General features: G+C 41.3%; 18 protein-coding genes, 1 pseudogene and 1 other annotated feature. Of the genes and pseudogenes, 17 read left to right on the top strand and 2 right to left on the bottom strand.

Going from position 1 to position 20,819, the window contains the following annotated elements; translation table 11 throughout:
- The first annotated feature begins 181 nt into the window (after positions 1 to 181).
- From ACYVQZ_RS06355 to ACYVQZ_RS06345, 3 genes are all read left to right on the top strand, one after another.
- Complete coding sequence (locus ACYVQZ_RS06355) at positions 182 to 730, top strand: hypothetical protein (RefSeq protein ID WP_461240568.1); 549 nt, start codon at positions 182 to 184, stop codon at positions 728 to 730.
- A gap of 184 nt (positions 731 to 914) precedes the next feature.
- Complete coding sequence (locus ACYVQZ_RS06350; RefSeq protein ID WP_461240567.1) at positions 915 to 1,487, top strand: sugar O-acetyltransferase; 573 nt, start codon at positions 915 to 917, stop codon at positions 1,485 to 1,487.
- 315 nt (positions 1,488 to 1,802) lie between these two features.
- Positions 1,803 to 3,368, top strand: a complete 1,566-nt coding sequence (locus tag ACYVQZ_RS06345; RefSeq protein WP_461240566.1) for a BCCT family transporter — start codon at positions 1,803 to 1,805, stop codon at positions 3,366 to 3,368.
- A 48-nt stretch (positions 3,369 to 3,416) separates the two neighbouring features.
- Here the strand turns inward: ACYVQZ_RS06345 and ACYVQZ_RS06340 are convergent.
- A pseudogene (locus tag ACYVQZ_RS06340) lies at positions 3,417 to 4,054 on the bottom strand (NAD(P)H-hydrate epimerase).
- Positions 4,044 to 4,985, bottom strand: a complete 942-nt coding sequence (locus ACYVQZ_RS06335; protein WP_461240565.1) for a linear amide C-N hydrolase — start codon at positions 4,983 to 4,985, stop codon at positions 4,044 to 4,046. Before ACYVQZ_RS06335 ends, ACYVQZ_RS06340 begins: the two are co-directional and overlap by 11 nt.
- Before the next feature lie 197 nt (positions 4,986 to 5,182).
- Here ACYVQZ_RS06335 and ACYVQZ_RS06330 point away from each other — a divergent pair, with 197 nt between their 5' ends.
- The 14 genes from ACYVQZ_RS06330 to pyrF all read left to right on the top strand — a co-directional run bounded on the left by ACYVQZ_RS06330 (position 5,183) and on the right by pyrF (position 20,819).
- Positions 5,183 to 5,578 (top strand): DUF6508 domain-containing protein, encoded by a 396-nt coding sequence (locus ACYVQZ_RS06330; protein WP_461240564.1) that lies wholly within the window; start codon positions 5,183 to 5,185, stop codon positions 5,576 to 5,578.
- Between the two features lie 142 nt (positions 5,579 to 5,720).
- Positions 5,721 to 5,982: a binding site (T-box leader), on the top strand.
- Between the two features lie 86 nt (positions 5,983 to 6,068).
- The gene (locus ACYVQZ_RS06325; RefSeq protein WP_461240563.1) at positions 6,069 to 6,902 is read left to right on the top strand and encodes a MetQ/NlpA family ABC transporter substrate-binding protein; all 834 of its coding nucleotides are present in this window, start codon (positions 6,069 to 6,071) and stop codon (positions 6,900 to 6,902) included.
- A 64-nt stretch (positions 6,903 to 6,966) separates the two neighbouring features.
- Complete coding sequence (locus ACYVQZ_RS06320) at positions 6,967 to 7,989, top strand: methionine ABC transporter ATP-binding protein (protein WP_461240562.1); 1,023 nt, start codon at positions 6,967 to 6,969, stop codon at positions 7,987 to 7,989.
- Entirely contained in the window at positions 7,989 to 8,651 is a 663-nt protein-coding gene (locus ACYVQZ_RS06315; RefSeq protein ID WP_461240561.1) for a methionine ABC transporter permease, read from the top strand. The genes ACYVQZ_RS06320 and ACYVQZ_RS06315 overlap by 1 nt, the downstream gene beginning before the upstream one ends.
- Before the next feature lie 194 nt (positions 8,652 to 8,845).
- Positions 8,846 to 9,631: a carbon-nitrogen family hydrolase gene (locus ACYVQZ_RS06310; protein ID WP_461240560.1), complete on the top strand. Its 786-nt coding sequence runs from the start codon at positions 8,846 to 8,848 to the stop codon at positions 9,629 to 9,631.
- Positions 9,632 to 9,646: 15 nt separating this feature from the next.
- A complete protein-coding gene (locus tag ACYVQZ_RS06305) occupies positions 9,647 to 10,822 on the top strand; it encodes a pyridoxal phosphate-dependent aminotransferase (RefSeq protein ID WP_461240559.1) in 1,176 nt (391 codons plus the stop codon).
- Between the two features lie 14 nt (positions 10,823 to 10,836).
- Complete coding sequence (locus tag ACYVQZ_RS06300; protein ID WP_461240558.1) at positions 10,837 to 11,790, top strand: ketopantoate reductase family protein; 954 nt, start codon at positions 10,837 to 10,839, stop codon at positions 11,788 to 11,790.
- A 173-nt stretch (positions 11,791 to 11,963) separates the two neighbouring features.
- Positions 11,964 to 12,503: a bifunctional pyr operon transcriptional regulator/uracil phosphoribosyltransferase PyrR gene (gene pyrR, locus ACYVQZ_RS06295; protein WP_461240557.1), complete on the top strand. Its 540-nt coding sequence runs from the start codon at positions 11,964 to 11,966 to the stop codon at positions 12,501 to 12,503.
- 173 nt (positions 12,504 to 12,676) lie between these two features.
- A complete protein-coding gene (locus ACYVQZ_RS06290; protein WP_461240556.1) occupies positions 12,677 to 13,603 on the top strand; it encodes an aspartate carbamoyltransferase catalytic subunit in 927 nt (308 codons plus the stop codon).
- 11 nt (positions 13,604 to 13,614) lie between these two features.
- The gene (locus ACYVQZ_RS06285) at positions 13,615 to 14,898 is read left to right on the top strand and encodes a dihydroorotase (RefSeq protein WP_461240555.1); all 1,284 of its coding nucleotides are present in this window, start codon (positions 13,615 to 13,617) and stop codon (positions 14,896 to 14,898) included.
- Positions 14,888 to 15,973: a carbamoyl phosphate synthase small subunit gene (locus tag ACYVQZ_RS06280; protein WP_461240554.1), complete on the top strand. Its 1,086-nt coding sequence runs from the start codon at positions 14,888 to 14,890 to the stop codon at positions 15,971 to 15,973. Before ACYVQZ_RS06285 ends, ACYVQZ_RS06280 begins: the two co-directional genes overlap by 11 nt.
- Complete coding sequence (carB, locus tag ACYVQZ_RS06275) at positions 15,974 to 19,159, top strand: carbamoyl-phosphate synthase large subunit (protein WP_461240553.1); 3,186 nt, start codon at positions 15,974 to 15,976, stop codon at positions 19,157 to 19,159. It begins immediately after the preceding gene.
- Positions 19,160 to 19,173: 14 nt separating this feature from the next.
- A complete protein-coding gene (locus ACYVQZ_RS06270) occupies positions 19,174 to 20,097 on the top strand; it encodes a dihydroorotate dehydrogenase (RefSeq protein WP_461240552.1) in 924 nt (307 codons plus the stop codon).
- Positions 20,097 to 20,819 (top strand): orotidine-5'-phosphate decarboxylase, encoded by a 723-nt coding sequence (gene pyrF / locus ACYVQZ_RS06265; protein WP_461240551.1) that lies wholly within the window; start codon positions 20,097 to 20,099, stop codon positions 20,817 to 20,819. Before ACYVQZ_RS06270 ends, pyrF begins: the two co-directional genes overlap by 1 nt.

Here is a 20,819-nt window from a genome sequence, read left to right as displayed (position 1 = left end):
TGATGATGTTTTGTTTGAATTCTTTGTCGTAACGAGTTGGCATGTAAAAATTCCTTCCTTTTGAGAGACGATTTATTCATTATACGCTCTCTTAAAAGTTGTCTCAGGAATCAGCTTACATCCATTATAACTTCAGTTCCCATATTGTAAGCAAGGTTAAAAACTTTTTTGAGAGAGAATAATGAATAAAGAGAAAATAATAATTACCATCATAACAACATGTGTGCTTATCCTTGTACTAGGGGGATACGCAACTTACAACATAAATAAAAATGCTTTTTATTATGCAACGCATTCTAATCATGCTAAAAATGAATATCCGTTCATACGTGAAGCTAACCGTCATCGATTACCAGATAAAGTTGATAAAAAATATGTAAGTAATATTAATCAAACAGAGGATCACGGCGGTGTTCATGCATACTCTGGTAGGGGGTACCTTATGATTGACAGTGTACTGAAAAATGGTGATAAAATGTACATCAATGACAATAGGAGTATTGACTACTATCCGATAAGAAAAAAAATAGGACCTTCGGATGCATTGTTAGTAATAAATATGAATAGAAAATATAAATTAAAAGCATGGAATTTTTATGATTTTCATGGTAAGACTGTGAATAAAAAAGCGATTAACAGAACATTAAGCGATTTTGAAGATAACTTGAAAGAGAATATAGCAAAACCAAGAATTAACTTGCAGTTGATTTACAATTTAATAAATAAATAGACGTAAGTTCATGTTTTATATACGTATTGTTGGTTATACCGACAGATATTTAATTTTTATTTGTTAAAAAATATAAAAAAGTTTCTCATATACTTATATTATACCAAGTAAGCGCTACCAAAATGCCCGTATATCGGCAATCGTCTTTAACAAATCACTTGATTAGTGGTAGGCTAATTATATTATGACTAGTGAAAGAGAAAAAATGTCTGCTGGCCAACCGTACCAGCAATTTGATAATGAACTCATTGAGCGACGTAAATTCATTCGCCATGAGTTGCAACAAATCAATCAATTAGACAATAACGATCGTCGTAACGCGCGTGTTAAATCGCTGTTGGCAGATTCTGGACCGCACTTCTTTGTGGAAGGTGGTTTGGCGTTTGACTATGGCTTTAATATTCACATTGGCGATCATTTCTATGCCAATTACCATTTAACATTGTTAGATACTTGTCCAATCACAATTGGTGATCACTGCTATATTGGTCCGGATGTCGGGCTTTATACCCCAATTCATCCGTTATCCGCTAAAAAGCGCGATGCCGATGTTGAATTAGGTGCCCCAATTACGATTGGTAGTAGTGTCTGGATGGGTGGCCACGTGACGATCTTGCCGGGAGTAACAATTGGTGATCGAGTGGTCATTGGCGCCGGTTCCGTGGTGACTAAATCGTTTGAAAGCGATGTGGTGATTGCTGGTAATCCCGCGCGAATTATTCATCATCTTGATCAAAATGGGGATGTGATCCCGTAAACTATTAGTTTTCAATCAATTATTTGAGCGAATTCATTAGTATTTGTATCAGTTTAAAACGCTATGCAGATATCTCTAGTGAGATTTTTGGCTTTGGCGTTTTTTTTGTTTTATTGAAGTGCTTTTTTGTTGCTGAAACGTGCTCCGGAAAACTGCTTCTTCCGGTTAACAAAATAAAAGCAAAATCCCAGAACCGGGGATTTCGCTTTTATTCCGTTAATCCTCAGAAGCAACCCGTTTTCCTCCGCACTCTAACTTTTAAAAAGAAGGTAATTATTTATTTTACACCACCAAAATCATAATATAGACAAGAAAATGTTCATTCCTACCGCAATTTTGTTTGGCCTTGTTTCCATTGGGCTACTGCTTGGTGGGCATCATCTGCAGAGCTCTTTAAGTAGTTTGATGGACTTGATTTCGACTAAGATGGGTTGGGCCTATCTCTGGATTTATGTGTTGAACTTCGTGTTTTTCATGTATTTGGCTTTTAGCCGTTTTGGCAAAGTTAAATTAGGGAATCGTGATGATCAACCTGAATACAGTGGCTTCCAGTGGGGGAGCATGGTGTTTGCGACCGCGATTGATGCTAGTATTTTGATGCTCAGCATGGTCGATCCACTGCGTTACGTTTCACAACCAGTGATGGGTACTAAACCTTATAGTGAAGCAGCTTATCGCAATGCGCATATGCTTGGTCAATTTAATTGGGGTCCCATGGCGTGGATGATGTTTGCATCTGCTACGATTGCCATTGCTTATGTGATGTACGTCAAACATGTGCATGTGATGAAAATTAGTGCGGCCATTACCGTGCTCCAAGGACCACAACGTTACAAAGCCTTTTTGCGTGGCTTGATTGATTTCTTGGTTGTATTTGGCATTATGGGTGGGATTGGTTCATCTGTTGGGATGGAAATTCCAGTATTATCTAAAATAATTAATTCAATTACTGGTATTCCAGACAATATTTTATTGAAACTCAGCATGTTTGTGGTCTTATTTATTATCTTTACGGTCACGATGCTAAAAGGAATTAAAGGCGGCATTGATAAGCTTAGTTCAGCCCACATTTGGACTGCCATTGGCTTTTTGCTTATTGTGCTACTTGTTGGTCCAACGATTTATATTTTGAACTCAGAAAGTAATAGTTTGGGCTTAATGATTTCTAAGTTTATTTCAATGAGTACAACTACAGCAGCTGGAACGCATGCCGGTGTCGCTCAACAAGAAACTATTTTCTACTGGGGCTGGTGGTTATCCTACATGCCAGTGATGGGCTTATTCATTGCCCGTATTTCACGTGGTCGGACCATTCGTCAGGTCATCTTAGGCATGCTAAGTTATGGTGCCTTAGGCTGCATGAGTTTCTACGCAATTTTGGGTGGATATTCACTTTATTTGCAAAAAACAGGAGTCGTTAACCTGATTGCGATTTTACACGCTCATGGGCAAGCAGCCGTGATTGCTGCTGTGATTTCGACGTTGCCATTCAAGATGATTATGTTAGTGATTTATTGCATTTCATGCTTCATCTTCTTGGCAACCACCATTTCATCATCAGCGTTCATTGTGTCATCGTTTACCAGTGAGAAATTGCTTCCTGGTCAACAACCAAGCAAGATGAACCGCTTGTTTTGGGTGTTTGTCTTCATGTTATTCTCATTTGGAATCGTGTTTGTTGGTGGATTCAAAACTGTTCAAGCAATCAGTGCGATTGCCGGGTTCCCATTAATCTTTGTTTGCGCGCTCCTCATCATGTCAACGTGGCAGATGTTGCGTGGGGATGAATTGGCAACTGCCAAAAAACATCGTCAGGTTATCGAAGAACTTCGACGTCCCGTACGACAACCGAAAAAAGCACATGCAACGCAGCATGCTTAATTAATCAATGATTTAAAAAGGTTTGGCATTTAATGCCAAACCTTTTATTTATGCGTGTTCATAAGTTCCCATGTCGTTGGCAACAATTACCTGCCCGCATAATTTGGGCCATCAGCTTTTGTGAGGCCGAATTTATTGTAAGCAAACGTGACTGTTGCGTCAGCGTTAACCGCATGTCCTAATAATTCACCAGTATCTGCATGAATACCGGAAGGAATATCAACAGCAACTTTAGGTGCTGTGGCCGCATTAATTGCCTCAATCATGCTGGCATAATCTCCTTCAACCGGACGATCAATGCCAATGCCAAAAATGGCATCGATAATCAAAGTAGCTGAGGCTAACGCATCAGCAGTTTGTGTTAATGAAATTTCATAATAATCACAGATGTGCGCTTGAACTTGATGTTCACTAGAAGCATGCGCTGGATTACCAACGCTAATCACGCTAACATCTCGAGTACCTCCAATTTTTAGCAAACGCGCCACGCACAATCCATCGCCGCCATTGTTACCAAAACCCGCAACGACAACAACGTGGCTTAGATCAAAATCGTGGGCCAAAATATAATCACGGACGGCTAGCGAAGCACGTTCCATCAACACGAGCGATGGAATCCCAATGGTCTTAATTGTATATTGATCCAAAGCTTTCATTTCTTTTGCAGTAACTAATTTAGACACGATCAAACGCCCCTTTGATTTGAAAAGTATGTGGTAACTCATATTTGGCCATCAGATCTGGTAATGACATACACTGAATTTGGTTGCTAACTAAATCTTTAAACCAATATTTATAATCAGTTGTATCAATAATGCCAATGTAGTGCGTGTAATCCTTATAGTCACTAGTTTTTGGCATTTTGACTTTATCTAAGAAACAAAAAATCCAACTGACAGAGTGGTCTAGTGATTCTTTAGGATGTTTATCAACGGCCAGCGCCGTTCTGATAAAGCGGTCCGTCGGAATCGTTTTATGCGGTAGTTTACCTGAATAGTTGATGATTGCTTTTCTGGTTTCATCCGTGAATTGATTGGAGTCAATGCCAACATAGCGATTTAAGTTCGTAATGTGATTTTCCAATTTTGGTGTATTGGTTAACACATGAACCGGATCATCAATTGCAGTTAAAGTCGTTGAGGTTGGTTCAATAATTGTCATTTTGCCACTGGCATCTGTTAGTACCCAGTGGAATGGATAAACACCATCTCGATCAAACCATTCAAGCCCAATGATGGCGATGTTGGGGAGTTTTTGGACAACTTCGTCAACTGTACTATTTTGAGTCAGCACCCAAGTAATAAAGTCTTGTGGTGATAAATTAATCTTACCGGGTTGGTTTTCAGAATGATATTTGGCCGCAACCGGGAAATACAATTCAGCACAACACAAGCCGGTATCATTAATGCCATCACCCATTAAATATTTGCCCTTGGTATAGCGCATGCCACCTAAAATAGCATGTCGGCTGGTATAGGTTTTTTCTTCAGTTTTGGGTTGCCATTCAAAGGTTTTTGGCAAAAAAGTCATTTTCCATGGTGTTTTCGTGGGGAAATCCATGGTTCGTGCAAAAAGGTTATGATTTTCGCTTGTAAATAACGATAAGCTTGTACACATTTCAAACACCTCGGTTTTAAGTGAAAACAGTCAATTGAAAAGTGATCAACTAGTGACAAAGCAGGTAAAATCATGGTGAATCTCTACACCTATACTTTATCATTTTTTGGATTATTAAACTATTTAAACTATTTCTGTCACTACTGGTGACTTTTGGTTAGAAATATTTTATGATGGGAGCAAATGGTGGTGATCAAATGAATTTACAGAACTATCTTGAGTATTTTAAAGCACAACGAAACCAAAAAATTGCTTGGACAGCAACAGACCGTGAAGACGGTATTTTGCAGATGGGTTATCCCAAATATGATGCAGAAATGTTGAAATTTAACCAGGAGTTTTTGGAGAGTTCATACTGTGATCATGCCTATCGGAAAACGTTAAAAAAACACCATATCAAAAGTAAGGTTAACCACGCCACGATGGGTGAAGCGATGTTAACGGATGATATTACTGTCTATGAAGCAATGTTAACGTTAATCATGAGATCTGAACCATTTGATGAAGGTAGCTGGGCGCGAGCTTTACAAGAAGGCTATCTGTACCAGTTGACTGAGGGAATTATTAATTTAGAACAATTACCGGCAAATTAAAAACAGCTGCATGGCCCTGGCATATGGGTTCATGCGACTTTTTTAATGGGTTAAAGCACAAAAATTAAAAAAATTTGCAATTGTGCATTGACAGAAGATTAAAATAGCATTAGACTCAATAGTCATAAAGTTAATATTTAATTAGAACGTGATGAAGAGATGAGTAGAACCAGCGATTCTATTTAGAGAGCTTCCGGTTGGTGAAAGGAAGTTAGATAGCAGTTCGAATATGGTCTCAAAATGTTGTATTGATGAGGGAAACTAAATTGATGCCGAGGTGGTACTCGTTATACTAACCTAGTCTTAATGCTAAATGACGTCATAGCATTGCGACTTACCGAGGTTTTTCTTGCGAAAGAAAAACAAAACAAGGTGGTACCACGGGTTGAACGCTCGTCCTTATATTTTAATATGAGGACGAGCGTTTTTTGTTCTCACATCATGTTCATTAAAAATGACTTATTGCTATTATTTTCAGGGAGGATTTAACATGTCAAACAAAAAAACATTAATTAAACGCTTATTAGTTGTTGCATCAGTCGCATTACTCACAATCGGAGGTTTAGCTGGTTGTGGTAATTCCAAGAGTAAAGAATTAAGTGACAAGACGATTACCGTCGGGGTTACTGGTGGACCACACGAAATCATCATGCAAAAAGTTAAGGAATTGGCTAAAAAAGATGGTTTAAACGTTAAGATCAAGACCTTTAGCGATTACAACACACCAAACTCATCACTTAGTTCAGGTGACTTGGATGCTAACAGTTATCAAACCATTCCATTCTTGAAGCAACAAGAAAAAGACAAGAGTTACAAGTTTGAAATTGCTTTTAACACGGTTGCTTTCCCAATGGGTATCTACTCAAATAAAGTCAAGAACCTCAGTGATCTTAAAGATGGTGATTCAATCGCCGTTCCAAATGATCCAGCCAACGAAACACGTGCTTTGAAACTCTTCGAAAAAGCCGGTGTGATCAAGATTAAAAAGGGTGTTGGTCAAAATGCCACTAAGAACACCATTGCTTCAAACCCTAAGCATTTAAAGATTGTTGAATTAGATGCCGCACAATTACCAAAGCAACTTGATGAAGTTACTGCAGCTGCAGTGAACGGAAACTTTGCTTACGCATCAGGTCTTTCCAAGAAGGCAAAGCCAATTTATCACGAAAAATATGCTAACAACCCATATCCAAATGTATTCGTTGTTCAAAAGGGTCACAAAAACGATAAAGTTATCAAGCAATTGAAGAAGTACTACCACTCAAAGACAGTTACCAACTACATCAATAAAGAATTTGGTGGTTCAGTAGTTGTCAGCAAATAATCAGACTAGGCAAAAATAGTCTGCGTGCCGTGCTGGCACGGTACGTAAAAGGAGGATTACCAGATTGATTGAGTTTAAAAATGTTTCAAAAGAATTTGCGAGTCAACAAAAAAATCAACATGTTAAGGCAGTTAAAAATGTTTCATTAAAAGTTGAAGAAGGACAAATCTACGGTGTGATGGGCTATTCCGGAGCAGGTAAAAGTACTTTGATCCGGATGATAAACGGACTAGAGATTCCGACTTCTGGAGACGTGATTGTCGATGGCCAATCAGTGGCAAGCTTATCGAAAAAAGAACTATTAAAGCTCCGTCGTAAGATTGGTATGATTTTCCAAAGTTATAACTTATTAGTAACAGCGACAGTAGAACAAAATATTGTTTTACCACTAACTTTGGAAGGTATTGATAAAAAAGAAGCGACATCACGTGCTGAAAAATATCTCAAAATTGTTGATTTATGGGAGAAAAAAGACAGTTTCCCAGCTCAATTATCTGGTGGTCAAAGACAACGGGTTGCAGTGGCACGGGCTTTGGCACATGAACCAAAGATTTTATTATCAGACGAAGCCACTAGTGCACTAGATCCAGAAACAACCGAATCAATTTTGACATTGCTTCTAAAGATTAACCAGGAATTGGGAATTACGATCTTCTTAATTACCCATGAAATGAATGTTATTCAAAGGGTTTGCGATAAAGTTGCCGTCTTAGATCAAGGTGTGATCGCAGAAGAAGGTAACGTTGTGGATGTCTTTACCAATCCACAAAAAGAGATTACAAAAAACTTTGCTGGAGTCAGTGATACGTTGGGAGTACCGCGTGATATTTTGAAACCATATGCGGGAACGAATCAACTGATTTCACTACAGTTTGTGGGGGAGAGTGCTAATGAACCATTATTAGCACAAGTACAAGAAAAATTTGAGGTTGTACCGGATATTTTAGCCGGTAGCATGGGGTACATGAAACGAAATTCGTATGGTCGTTTACTCGTTTATTTAAAAGCAGATGATCATAGTCAATACGAACAAGCATTACAGTTTATCAAAGAGCAAGAAGTCCACGTTGAGGAGGTTCGATTATAATGCAAACATTTATTAATACATGGGGCAGCGTAATCTGGACCGGGTTTGGTCAAACCTTAGCGATGACCTCCATCACGTTCTTACTATCCATTGCGATTGGAATTCCAATTGGTGTCTTATTAGTTGTCACGAGAGCAGATGGCTTACATCCCAATACACCGGTTTATTCCATTACCAACTGGATTATTAACATCTTACGATCATTACCATTTATCATCCTATTATTCTTGATTTTGCCAATTACCAAATTTGTCGCAGGCACAACTATCGGTATCCGTGGTGTTATCTTGCCCTTAGTTGTCTACGCCGGTCCTTATATTGGTCGGTTAGTAGAATCATCATTACTAGAAGTAGATCCCGGTACCATTGAAGCATATCAATCAATGGGTATTAGCAACTCAAAAATCATCTGGCGCATCATGGTTCGCGAATCAAGATCAAGCATCATTCGTGGCTTAACGATCGCTGCCATCGGCCTCATCGGCGCCACAGCAATGGCCGGTTTAGTTGGAGCAGGTGGTTTAGGAGATATCGCCTACCAATACGGCTTCCAACGTTATCAACCGGATGTGATGTACGCAACGATTATTATTTTGATTGTATTAGTACAGATCATTCAATCGTTGGGAAATGTGATTTCGGCTAGATTGAACAAAGATTAGAGTGCGAAGAGCAACGGGTTGCTTCTGAGGATTACTACGCTGTCCATAAAACTAAGCTGCTAAAGCAGCAAGGTTTATGGCAACGAAATAAAAGTAAAATCCCCGGGTTTGGGATTTTGCTTTTATTTGGTTAACCGGAAGAAGCTGTTGCTCGCAGCACGTTTCAGCTACAAAGGAAAAAAGGAGCAAATAAAATGTCACTAACCATCGGCCTAGCTCAAACAGACGTATCTTTCGCCAGCCCCAAGGATAATTTCGAAAAAGTAGCAACCTTCACCAAACAAGCAGCGACAAAAAAGGCAGACGTAGTCGTCTTCCCCGAAATGTGGAACACAGGCTACGCACTACCACAATTAAATGAAATCGCCGATGTTGACGGTGAGCAAACCAAACAACTCCTGTCACAACTGGCAGCAGATAACCATATCAACATCGTCGGGGGCTCAGTCGCAACCAAAAAGAATGGGAAATTTTTCAACACCAATTATGTATACGACGCTAACGGACAACTGGTCAGTGAATATGACAAAGTGCACTTATTTGGTCTGATGAACGAAGGCGAATTTATTACAGCTGGTGATCAAGAAAATCATTATGAACTTGCTGGTGTCCCTAGCGCAGGCATTATCTGTTATGATCTCCGTTTTCCTGAATGGATTCGTACCAACACACAGTATGGTGCAAAAGTTCTCTACATTGTGGCTGAATGGCCAGATGTCCGAATTCCACAATGGGAAGCACTGGTCAAGGCGCGCGCAATTGAGAATCAAGCCTTTGTGGTTGCAGTAAATCGTGTTGGTGCAGATCCTGACAACCAGTTTAATGGTCATTCACTAGTTGTTGATCCGCTTGGTAATGTCGTTGCTCAAGGATCAGAACAAGAAGAATTATTCACTGCCAGTCTTGATTTAGACACGATTACGGCTATTAGAGGGCAAATTCCCGTCTTTAAAGACCGTCGTGTTGAGTTGTATCACTAGAAAGGAGCGTCAATCATGGAATTTCCAGAATCAGAACTATTAAAGGGACTACCAAAACAATTTTTTGCTAACTTAGTGGCTAAAGTGAATCAAAAAGTGGCTGAGGGTGTTGATGTCATTAATTTAGGCCAAGGTAATCCAGACAAGCCAACGCCAGATTACATTATTAAAAGCACCCAAGAAGAGGTCGCAAAACCCAAAAATCATAAGTACTCACTGTTTCGTGGTTTACCAGCACTAAAACAGGCTGCTAGTGATTTTTATGAAAAACAGTATCATGCTACATTTGATCCTGAAAAAGAAGTCGCCATTTTAGGTGGATCAAAAATTGGATTGGTTGAATTGCCATGGGCGTTGATGAATCCAGGTGATACGTTCCTATTACCTGATCCTGGATATCCAGACTACTTATCCGGTGCGGCATTAGGTCAAGTTAACTATGAAACTTTTCCATTAAAAGAAGAAAATAATTTTCTGCCTGATTTAGATGCGATTCCAGCGGCAACTGCGCAAAAGGCAAAATTTATCTACTTTAATTATCCAAATAATCCAACCGGTGCAGTGGCAACGAAGGCGTTTTATGAACATGCCATTGCTTGGGCAAAGAAATATCACGTTGGCATTATCAGCGATTTTGCCTATGGTGCAATTGGCTTTGATGGCAACCACCCAATTAGCTTTATGGAAGTGCCAGGAGCTAAAGAAGTGGGAATTGAATTATATACGTACTCTAAGACTTTCAACATGGCTGGCTGGCGTTTAGCTTTTGCCGTGGGCAATCCAGATATCATTGAAGCCATTAATTTGATTCAAGATCATCTCTTTGTTAGTGTCTTTCCGGCATTACAAGAAGCCGGTATTCAAGCTTTAACCGATCCACAACGTGATACGGAAATTAATCAAATTGTGAGTCGTTACGAAGAACGTCGTAATGCGTTTGTGGGCGCTGCTGAAAAAATTGGCTGGCGCACAATCAATCCAGGCGGCACTTTTTATGCCTGGATGCCAGTGCCAGAAGGGTACACCAGTGAATCGTTTGCAGACTTGTTACTTGATAAAGTCGGTGTCGGTGTTGCCCCTGGTAATGGTTTTGGGACGCAAGGTGAAGGCTATATCCGTATTGGATTATTAGTTCCACCTGAACGTTTAGTTGAAGCAGTTGAACGAATTGATTCATTGAAAATTTTTTAAGGAGATGGCGATAAATGGCTTTTAAATATACAGTTCTTGGTGCCGGTGCCATGGGTTTACGCTATGGTGTCTTATTACAAGAAGCAGGTTACGAAGTTGATTTTGTGGATACTTGGGAAGATCAAGTCAACAAAATTCACGAACAAAATGGGGTCTTTGTTTCACGTGATGGGCAAAACAAACATCTCGTTCCCGTTAATATTTACCTTCCTGAAGATTACGAGGGCGACCCAGATGTTTATATTGTCTTTACAAAGCAAATGTTGCTAGCCGATTTATTGAAGCGCAGTGCGCATTTCTTTAAACCACATCAATATGCGGTGACTGGTATGAACGGGATGGGCCACATTGAGAAATTAAATCAATATTTTGACAAACAAAAAGTGATTGGTGGAACCGCCTTAATTGGAACTGTGTTGAACCAGGCTGGGGATGTTGATTTCATCGGTGCTGCTGGTGCCGGTTCGATGAACTTAGCTAATGAAACAGAAAAACCTGACGACGCCACTAACCAAATCGTCGCTGATTTTACAAAAGCTAATTTGAACCCCACGCTGACCACTAATTTCCAAGGAACTTTGTTAGCTAAAGTCATCTTCAACTCGGTGATTAATACGTTATGTACGTTATTTGAAATTCAAATGGGACAATTCATCGCTTATCCAGGAGCCGACAAATTAGGTAAGCAGCTCATCAATGAAGCTTTTGACGTTTGTGAACGGGCCGGCATTACGTTGTTGAATACGCGCCAAGAAGAATGGGATACAGTAGCCTACGTCAGCAAAGTGACCAATCCACTGCATTATCCATCAATGTATCAAGATATGAGCAAGGATCGTCCAACTGAAGTCGATTACATCAACGGCTACATTTACGAATTGGGAAAGAAGTACAATTACGAAGCCACGACGCATGACTTCTTACGTAATTTAGTTCATTTGGCAGAAAATACCCGTCAGTATCGTTAAATGATTGCTTGACACCCAGATTAAATTCGGATAAACTTGTCTTCAATATAAATGACCTTTAAATTAGTCCAGTGAGGCTAAGAAGGACTCGGATAAATTGATGAGAACCTCTTAACCTTTTGGCTAAGAGGTTCTTTTTTGACCAGTCATATTTAATAAAAGGAGTGAGATTTTTGGCACATGAAGTTGTGGACGGCTCAAGCATGCAACGTGCGTTAACCCGCATCACCTATGAAATTATTGAACAAAATAAAGGTGTCGATGATTTAGTCTTTGTTGGTATTAAAACACGTGGTATTTACTTAGCGAAGCGATTAGCCAAACGAATGCAACAATTAGAACAAATCGATGTTCCCGTTGGCGAATTAGATATTTCACTGTACCGTGATGATCGTCATGTGCCAGATCATCATATTGAACCGACTGTTGAATCAGCCGATATTGCCGTTGATATTACGGATAAGCACGTGATTTTGGTTGATGATGTACTCTTTACTGGTCGAACGGTGCGGGCTGCCCTTGATGCATTGATGGACCTTGGACGTCCAAAGAAAATTTCACTCGCCGTATTGGTAGATCGCGGTCACCGAGAATTACCAATTCGTCCTGATTTTGTTGGTAAAAACATTCCTACCGCTCTTGATGAACAAGTTCAAGTGGCGATGGAAGAATATGACGGTCACGAAGACATTACGATTGAAAAAATAAAATAAAGTTACTGAACCATTTAATTGTTTCCAGAGAGAACAAAACGGTCCAGTCATTCACTAGAAAACGTGCAGTCACTGCACGAAAAACTGGCGAATACTAGATTGCTAACTTGAGGAAACATTAGCAACTTGTATTTGTCAGTTTTTTTGTTGCTTGATAGAAAGGAAGATACTGCATGATGATGACTGAAAGAATTCAAAAAAACTTAGTAACTGTTGAAAATATGGACGAAGAAGACGTGATGGACTTGTTACACGAAGCAGCAGCTTTTAAAGCAGGCAAAACTGTCCAACTCACGAAACCTGCTTATGCAATGAATTTATTCTTTGAAAATTCGACCCGGACGAAAACGAGTTTTCAAATGGCCCAACATAAATTAGGAATGCAGGTCCTGAATTTTAATGCCGATACCAGTTCAGTGACAAAAGGTGAAAGTTTATACGACACCTTAAAAACGATTGAATCCATTGGCGTTAACGTCGCGGTGATTCGCCATCCGGAAGATGGGTATTATCGTGACCTCATCGACAGTGGGTTAAACCTCAGCCTTGTGAATGCCGGTGATGGTAGCGGGCAACATCCATCACAGTGTTTATTAGACATGATGACCATTCATGAGCAGTTCGAGAGTTTTTGTGGTTTAAACGCTCTGATTATCGGCGATGTGAAGCACTCACGAGTGGCTCGCAGCAACGCACAAATGTTGCAACGCCTGGGTGCAAATGTCTATTTTGCTGGACCAGATCATTTTCGGGATGCTTTGATGGAAAAATATGGGCAATACGGTGACCTCGATGAGCTCCTACCAAAAATGGATGTTGTGAATTTGTTACGGGTCCAACATGAACGATTAAGTGCTGGTGACAATCAGGACTTTGACGAAGCGGCTTATCACCAGGCATTCGGATTAACGGAACAGCGCTATGAGCAGATGAAAGAACATGCTATCATCATTCACCCAGCCCCTGTCAATCGTGGTGTTGAAATCGATAGTGACCTAGTTGAAAGCAAACGCTCCAGAATTTTCACGCAGATGCAAAATGGGGTCTTTGTTCGCATGGCAATTTTAGCCCGTGTCCTGCGTTATCAAGGTTTGTTATAGGAGAGAAGAGCATGAAAACAGTTTTGCAAAATGGCCAATTACTCATCAATGGCCAACTTCAGCCACGCGACATTGTCATTGAAGATCAAAAAATTACAGCAATTGTTTCACGTGGAACCCAACAAGACGGTCAGCTGCTAGATCTAGCCAATAGTTTGGTGACACCGGGTTTAATTGATGTTCACGTTCACTTGCGCGAACCAGGCTTTACGAATAAGGAGACAATTAAAACGGGATCTCAAGCAGCAGCTCACGGTGGTTTTACAACCATCGGTGCGATGGCCAATTTAAAGCCAACACCAGACACACCGGACCAATTGGATCAACAATTGGAACTGAACAAACAGGGTGTTGTTAAAATTGCACAATATGCACCGGTCACTCAACAACGACAAGGAAACGCCCTCAACGACTATGCTGCATTAAAACAACATGGGGCTTTTGCATTTAGTGATGATGGGTCAGGGATTGAAAATGCCTTAGTTATGTATCAAGCAATGCAAGCATTGGCACAAATTGATGGCATTTTATGTGACCACGCCCAAGATATGACTTTGACGCAAGGTGGGGTTATTAACACTGGCAAAACAGCTGACAAATTTCACGTACCAGGTAATCCAGGAGTCAGTGAGACAGCACAAATTGCGCGCAATTTAGTATTAGCTCAGGATACGGGTGTTCATTATCATGTCTGCCATGTGTCGACTAAAGCAAGTGTTGACTTAGTACGAGCTGCTAAAGAAATGGGCATTAACGTCACATGTGAAGTTGCGCCACATCACCTGTTACTAGATGATTCAATGATTGAAACTGACGATGGCAACTACAAAATGAATCCGCCATTACGTTCTCCAGAAGACCGACAAGCTTGTTTGGTGGGGTTAATGGATGGCACCATCGACATGATTGCGACCGATCATGCACCACATACGGATGCTGAAAAAAATCAAGGATTGTTGACTTCACAAAATGGCATTGTTGGAAGTGAAAATGTCTTTGCCTTACTCTACACGCACTTTGTAAAACCAGGTTTCTGGACACTGGCCCAATTAATTGATTGGATGAGCACACAGCCGCAACGTCTCTTTAACCTACAAAATGCGGGTCAGTTGCAGGTTGGACAGCCCGCAGATATTGCCGTGTTTGATTTGCAAAAGACTGAAGTGATTGCGGCAGCAAATTTCTTATCAAAGGGTCATAACTCACCATTTATTGGCCAACAGGTCAACGCGCCAACAGTCTTAACGATGGTGGATGGTCAAATTGTGTATCGGAGGGATGAACATGCCAAGTAAAAAACGGTATTTAGTGTTAGAAAATGGCGCAACATTTACAGGAACAGCTTTTGGTGCTGATGTTGACTGTAGTGGTGAATTAGTTTTTAACACGGGGATGAGTGGTTATTTTGAATCAATTACTGATCAATCCTATAACGGTGAAATTTTATTATTTACATATCCATTAATTGGTAACTACGGCGTTGATTTAGCTGATAGTCAATCACTAGCACCAACGACGGCCGGCGTAGTCGTTCATGAACTTGCTAGAAAAGCTAGTAATTGGCGTAATCAAATTAGTTTAGCGGACTATTTGAAACAACACGATATTCCGGGCATTAGCGGTATCGACACACGAGAGGTTACCAAACAGTTACGAGAAGTGGGCACGATGCGCGCGGTTTTGGTTGATGATTTAGCACTGGCCACTGAATTGTTAAACCAACCTGGTAAACAGAATTTAATTATGAGTAGCTCCACCAAAACAGCCTATCAAAATCCCGGGGATGGCAAACGAATTGTTCTCGTTGATTTTGGTCTAAAGGGCAGCATTTTAAACGAGCTCAGTAAACGCCATTGTGACGTGACAGTTGTCCCAGCTACGACCAATGCTCAAGAAATTTTGAACTTACATCCAGATGGCGTCATGCTCAGCAATGGCCCTGGTGATCCAATGGACGCTAGCTTTGCGTTACCGATGATTACTGAAATTGAACAACACGTCCCGTTGTTTGGCATTTGTATGGGACATCAGTTATTTGCCTTAGCAAACGGTGCGCAAACGTTCAAAATGAAATTTGGCCATCGCGGATTTAATCATCCAGTGCGTGAAATTGCGACTAATCGAGTTGATTTCACCGCCCAAAATCATGGCTATGCAGTCGATGCAAACTCTGTTGATGCCGCTGATTTAATGGTCACTCACCAAGAAATTAACGATCAAACGGTGGAAGGACTGCGACACAAAAAATATCCAGCATTCTCAGTCCAATTTCATCCAGATGCAGCGCCAGGACCGCACGATGCCAGTCACTTATTCGATGATTTCTTAGACAGTATTGAGAGCTTTAATCGCCAACGGGAGGGAAAATAAATGCCAAAAAGACAAGACATTCATAAAATTTTGGTGATTGGTTCCGGCCCAATTGTGATTAGCCAAGCCGCCGAATTTGATTATTCAGGATCACAAGCCTGTTTAGCGCTACGCGAAGAAGGCTACGAAGTGGTCTTGATTAATTCCAACCCGGCCACCATTATGACCGATGCTGAAATTGCTGACAAAGTGTATATCGAACCACTCACACTAGAATTTGTCAGTCGTATTATTTATAAAGAACACCCCGATGCCATTTTAGCCACAGTTGGTGGTCAGACCGGCTTAAATCTAGCTAAACAGTTAGATGAAGCCGGGGTGTTGAAACAATACAATGTTGAATTACTCGGGACTGGCTTAGCTTCAATTAACCAAGCTGAAGATCGCGAACAATTTAAGGAATTAATGCTCGACTTAGATGAACCAATTCCACAATCCAAAACAGTCAATACAGTTACCGAAGCCATCGATTTTACCAATGAGATTGGGTATCCGGTTATTATTCGACCAGCTTTCACGCTGGGCGGCAGTGGTGGCGGAATCGCTAACGATGAAGCACAATTAATCGAAATTGCGGGTAATGGCTTGGAACTATCACCCATCACGCAAGTATTAATCGAACAAAGCATCGCCGGTTATAAAGAAATCGAATTTGAAGTGATGCGTGATCACGCTGGTAACACGATGGTTGTTTGTTCAATGGAAAACTTTGATCCTGTCGGCATTCATACTGGTGATTCGATTGTTTATGCACCTGTTCAAACATTAACTGACAAGCAATATCAAATGTTGCGGGATGTGTCGTTACGGTTGATTTCAGCTTTGAAAATTGAAGGCGGCTGCAATGTCCAGCTCGCTCTTGATCCAAATAGTGATCAATATGACATTATTGAAGTTAATCCTCGGGTGAGCCGATCATCCGCGTTAGCTTCTAAAGCCACCGGTTATCCGATTGCTAAGCTGGCAGCTAAAATTGCCGTCGGACTCAACTTAGACGAAGTCATTAATCCGGTTACTCAAACAACTTATGCAGATTTTGAACCAGCTCTTGATTATGTGGTCTGCAAAATTCCGCGGTGGCCCTTTGATAAATTTAGTCACGCCAATCGTCTGTTAGGGACTCAAATGAAGGCGACTGGTGAAGTGATGGCAATTGGCCGCAATATTGAAGAAGCAACTCAAAAAGCGGTTCGTTCATTGGAAATTGACACCCACGAAGTTAAAAGTAGTGAGATGGCAGAGCAAACGGATGCGCAATTAGAAGACTTACTTGTGCATGCTCGCGATGATCGTTTGTTTGCCGTTTATGAAGCCATTGATCGGGGTTGGAGCTTAGCTGAAATTAACGAACTCACGCGCATTGATTTGTTTTTCTTAGACAAGTTACTCCACATCAAAGAATTAAGGGATGCATTGCATACCCAATCAAATGATGTTGAACTCTTGCAGACTGCCAAGCAAAACGGGTTTAGTGATGAAGTGATTGCGAATTTATGGCAACAAACGGCAGATCAAATTCGCCAAATGCGAATCGCCAACCATATTATTCCGGTTTACAAGATGGTTGATACCTGTGCGGGTGAATTTGAATCCGCAACACCTTACTTCTACAGCACGTACGAACATGAAAATGAGAGTTTACCATCTGAGCAAAAAACGGTGCTGGTTATCGGAGCGGGGCCAATTCGGATTGGCCAAGGGATTGAATTTGATTATGCCACTGTGCATTGTGTTCAAACCCTTCAAGAAGCTGGCTACAATGCCGTTATTATGAATAATAATCCTGAAACAGTCTCAACCGATTTCTCTATTTCAGATAAACTTTACTTTGAGCCCCTGACCCTTGAAGACGTATTAAATGTCATTGATGTGGAACAACCACTGGGCGTTATCGTTCAGTTTGGTGGGCAAACGGCGATCAATTTGGCCCAACCATTAGCCGATCATGGCGTTAAGATTCTAGGCACGACTGTTGAAGATGTGAACGCCGCCGAGGATCGTGAGCAATTTAATCAAATTACGACCGAACAAGCCATCGTCCAGCCAGTCGGTGTGACGGTAACGAACCAAGAAGATGCTTTGGTGGCCGCTAATAAAATTGGTTATCCGGTATTAGTGCGTCCTAGTTATGTCCTTGGTGGACGCGCAATGGAAATTGTTTATAACGAAACTGAATTGACGCACTATATGACTGAGGCTATTCAAGTTTCGCATCAGCACCCGGTCTTGATTGACCAGTACGTCAACGGTCAAGAATGTGAAGTCGATGCAATTAGCGACGGTCAAACCGTGGTTATTCCGGGCATCATGGAACATATCGAACATGCAGGTGTTCACTCAGGTGATTCAATGGCCGTTTATCCTAGCCAAACGCTAAGTCAAAATGTGCAACAGCAAATCGAAACAATCACAGAAAAATTGGCTAAAGCATTGAATTGTCTGGGCTTGATGAATGTCCAGTTTGTGATTAAAGATGAACAAGCATATGTAATTGAAGTCAATCCGCGGGCCAGTCGCACGGTGCCATTTTTAAGCAAGGTCACCAATATTCCAATGACGCAGTTAGCAACGCGCGCCATCATGGGTGACGGGCTAGCCGATTTGGGTTACCAATCAGGGATTCAACCGGCATCGAATGCCGTTCACGTTAAAGCTCCCGTGTTCTCTTTCAGTAAATTAGATCAAGTGGACAGTCTACTCGGACCAGAAATGAAGTCGACTGGTGAAGTAATGGGTAGTGATCTCAGTTTTGAAAAAGCATTGGGTAAGGCCTTTACTGCCAGTGGATTTGAATTACCTGATCACGGTCGGGTCTTGCTAACAGTTAATGATCAAGAAAAACCACAGGCGCTGCACTGTGCTCAGCAATTAATTGAATTGGGGTTTGAATTGGCTGCCACTAAACAGACCGCCCAATACCTGCAAGAAAATCACATTCCAGTGCGTCAAACATTTGAAAAAATTAGTACAGGTGGTTTTGATCAATATTTACAAGCATTTGAAAATCGTGACATTAATTTAGTTGTCAATACGCTGGATGACACATCGAGTGCTATCGCAGATGGCACGAAAATTCGCGAATTGGCAATTATGCACGACACACTGGTGCTGACATCGCTTGATACACTTGGTGCGGTCATTAAAATGTTGAGTGCCCAATCGTATGATTTAACGGCCCTAGCCTGAAAGGAGTACCACTCATGACAGAAAATCGACTTGCAGTTTCACTTCCAGGTCTTGAATTGAAAAATCCGGTGATGCCTTCCAGTGGGACATGCTGGTACGGCCAAGAAATGGCAGATAATTTTGATTTAAATTTATTAGGTTCACTGGTATTGAAATCGACAACCAGCCAGCCACGTGACGGTAATCCAAAACCACGCGTAGTTGAAACAACCGCGGGCTGGATGAATTCAAATGGGCTACAAAACGTGGGTGTTGACCGAGTAGTAAGTGAAAAATTGCCCTGGTTAGGACAGCATTTTCCTGAATTACCGGTCATTGCCAGTGCAGCCGGCTTTAGTATCGATGAATACGTTAACGTGGTTGCTAAACTCAACCAGTCACCTGATGTTAGTGCCATTGAGGTAAATGTGTCTTGTCCAAACGTTGATCATGGTGGTTTGGAAATGGGGACGGATGCCCAAACGGTCGAAGAATTAACCGCAAAATGTGTGGCGGTCAGTAAAGTGCCACTCTATGTGAAGCTGACCCCGAATATCACGGATATTGTCGAGATTGCGTTAGCTGCGCAAGCAGGTGGTGCTGCGGGGGTTGCCTTAGTCAATACATTGACAGGACTGGCAATTGATTTAAAGACCCGTAAGCCTAAATTGGCACATGGTACTGGCGGATTGTCTGGTGAAGCGCTCAAACCAATGGCAATTCGTATGATTCATCAAATCAGGACGGCCGCCCCTGAACTGCCCATTTTGGGGATGGGCGGTATTAATAGTGCTGAAGATGTGTTGGAAATGATGATGGCCGGTGCCAATGCCATTGAAGTTGGCGCAGCTAATTTCCATGATCCATTAGCTTGTCCAAAAATTATTGCTGATTTGCCGGTGGTGATGGACTATTATGGCATTCACACCCTGTCAGAATTAACGGAGGTGCAATTCTAATGCAATTTGCACCGATTGTCGCTTTAGATGTTCACAATAAAACAGCAGCGAATGAAATTTTAAATCAGTTGCCGAAAACACCGCGGCCAATTATCAAAATTGGCATGGAACTGTACTACAGTGAAGGACCCGCCATCGTTAAATTTGTTCAAAGCAAGGGCTTTGAAATCTTCTTAGATTTGAAACTACACGATATTCCCCATACTGTTGAACAAGCGATGCAGGTCATCGGCAGTTTGGGTATTAAGATGACCACAATCCATGCCGCTGGCGGATCAGAAATGTTAAAAGCTGGGTTACGAGGCTTGCAGACGGGTGCTAAAAAAGCCGGTTTCAATGTGGCAACGCCGTATTTACTAGCAGTCACTCAGTTGACCTCGATTGATGAACAAATTCTCCATGAAGAACAGCACGTTGATTTAACGTTGGCCGAGTCAGTTCAACACTATGCACTACTGGCTCAAAATTGTGGACTCAGTGGCGTAATTTGTTCAGGACAAGAAGTCACGTTGATTCGCGAAGTGGTTAATGATGATTTTTTGTGTGTTACACCAGGAATTCGACCGAGTCGAACGCAAAATAACGATCAAAAACGGGTGGTGACCCCCAGACAAGCTCGCCAATTAGGTGCAAATGGTATTGTGGTGGGCCGTCCAATTACGCAGGCTAAAGATCCCAGGATGGCGTATATCGAAATCGCTAAACAATTTATGGAGGAATAA

This window comes from Paucilactobacillus salsurae, assembly GCF_054784995.1.
The sequence above is the reverse complement of the archived record's forward strand: the minus strand, read 5'-3'. Positions and strand labels throughout refer to the sequence as shown.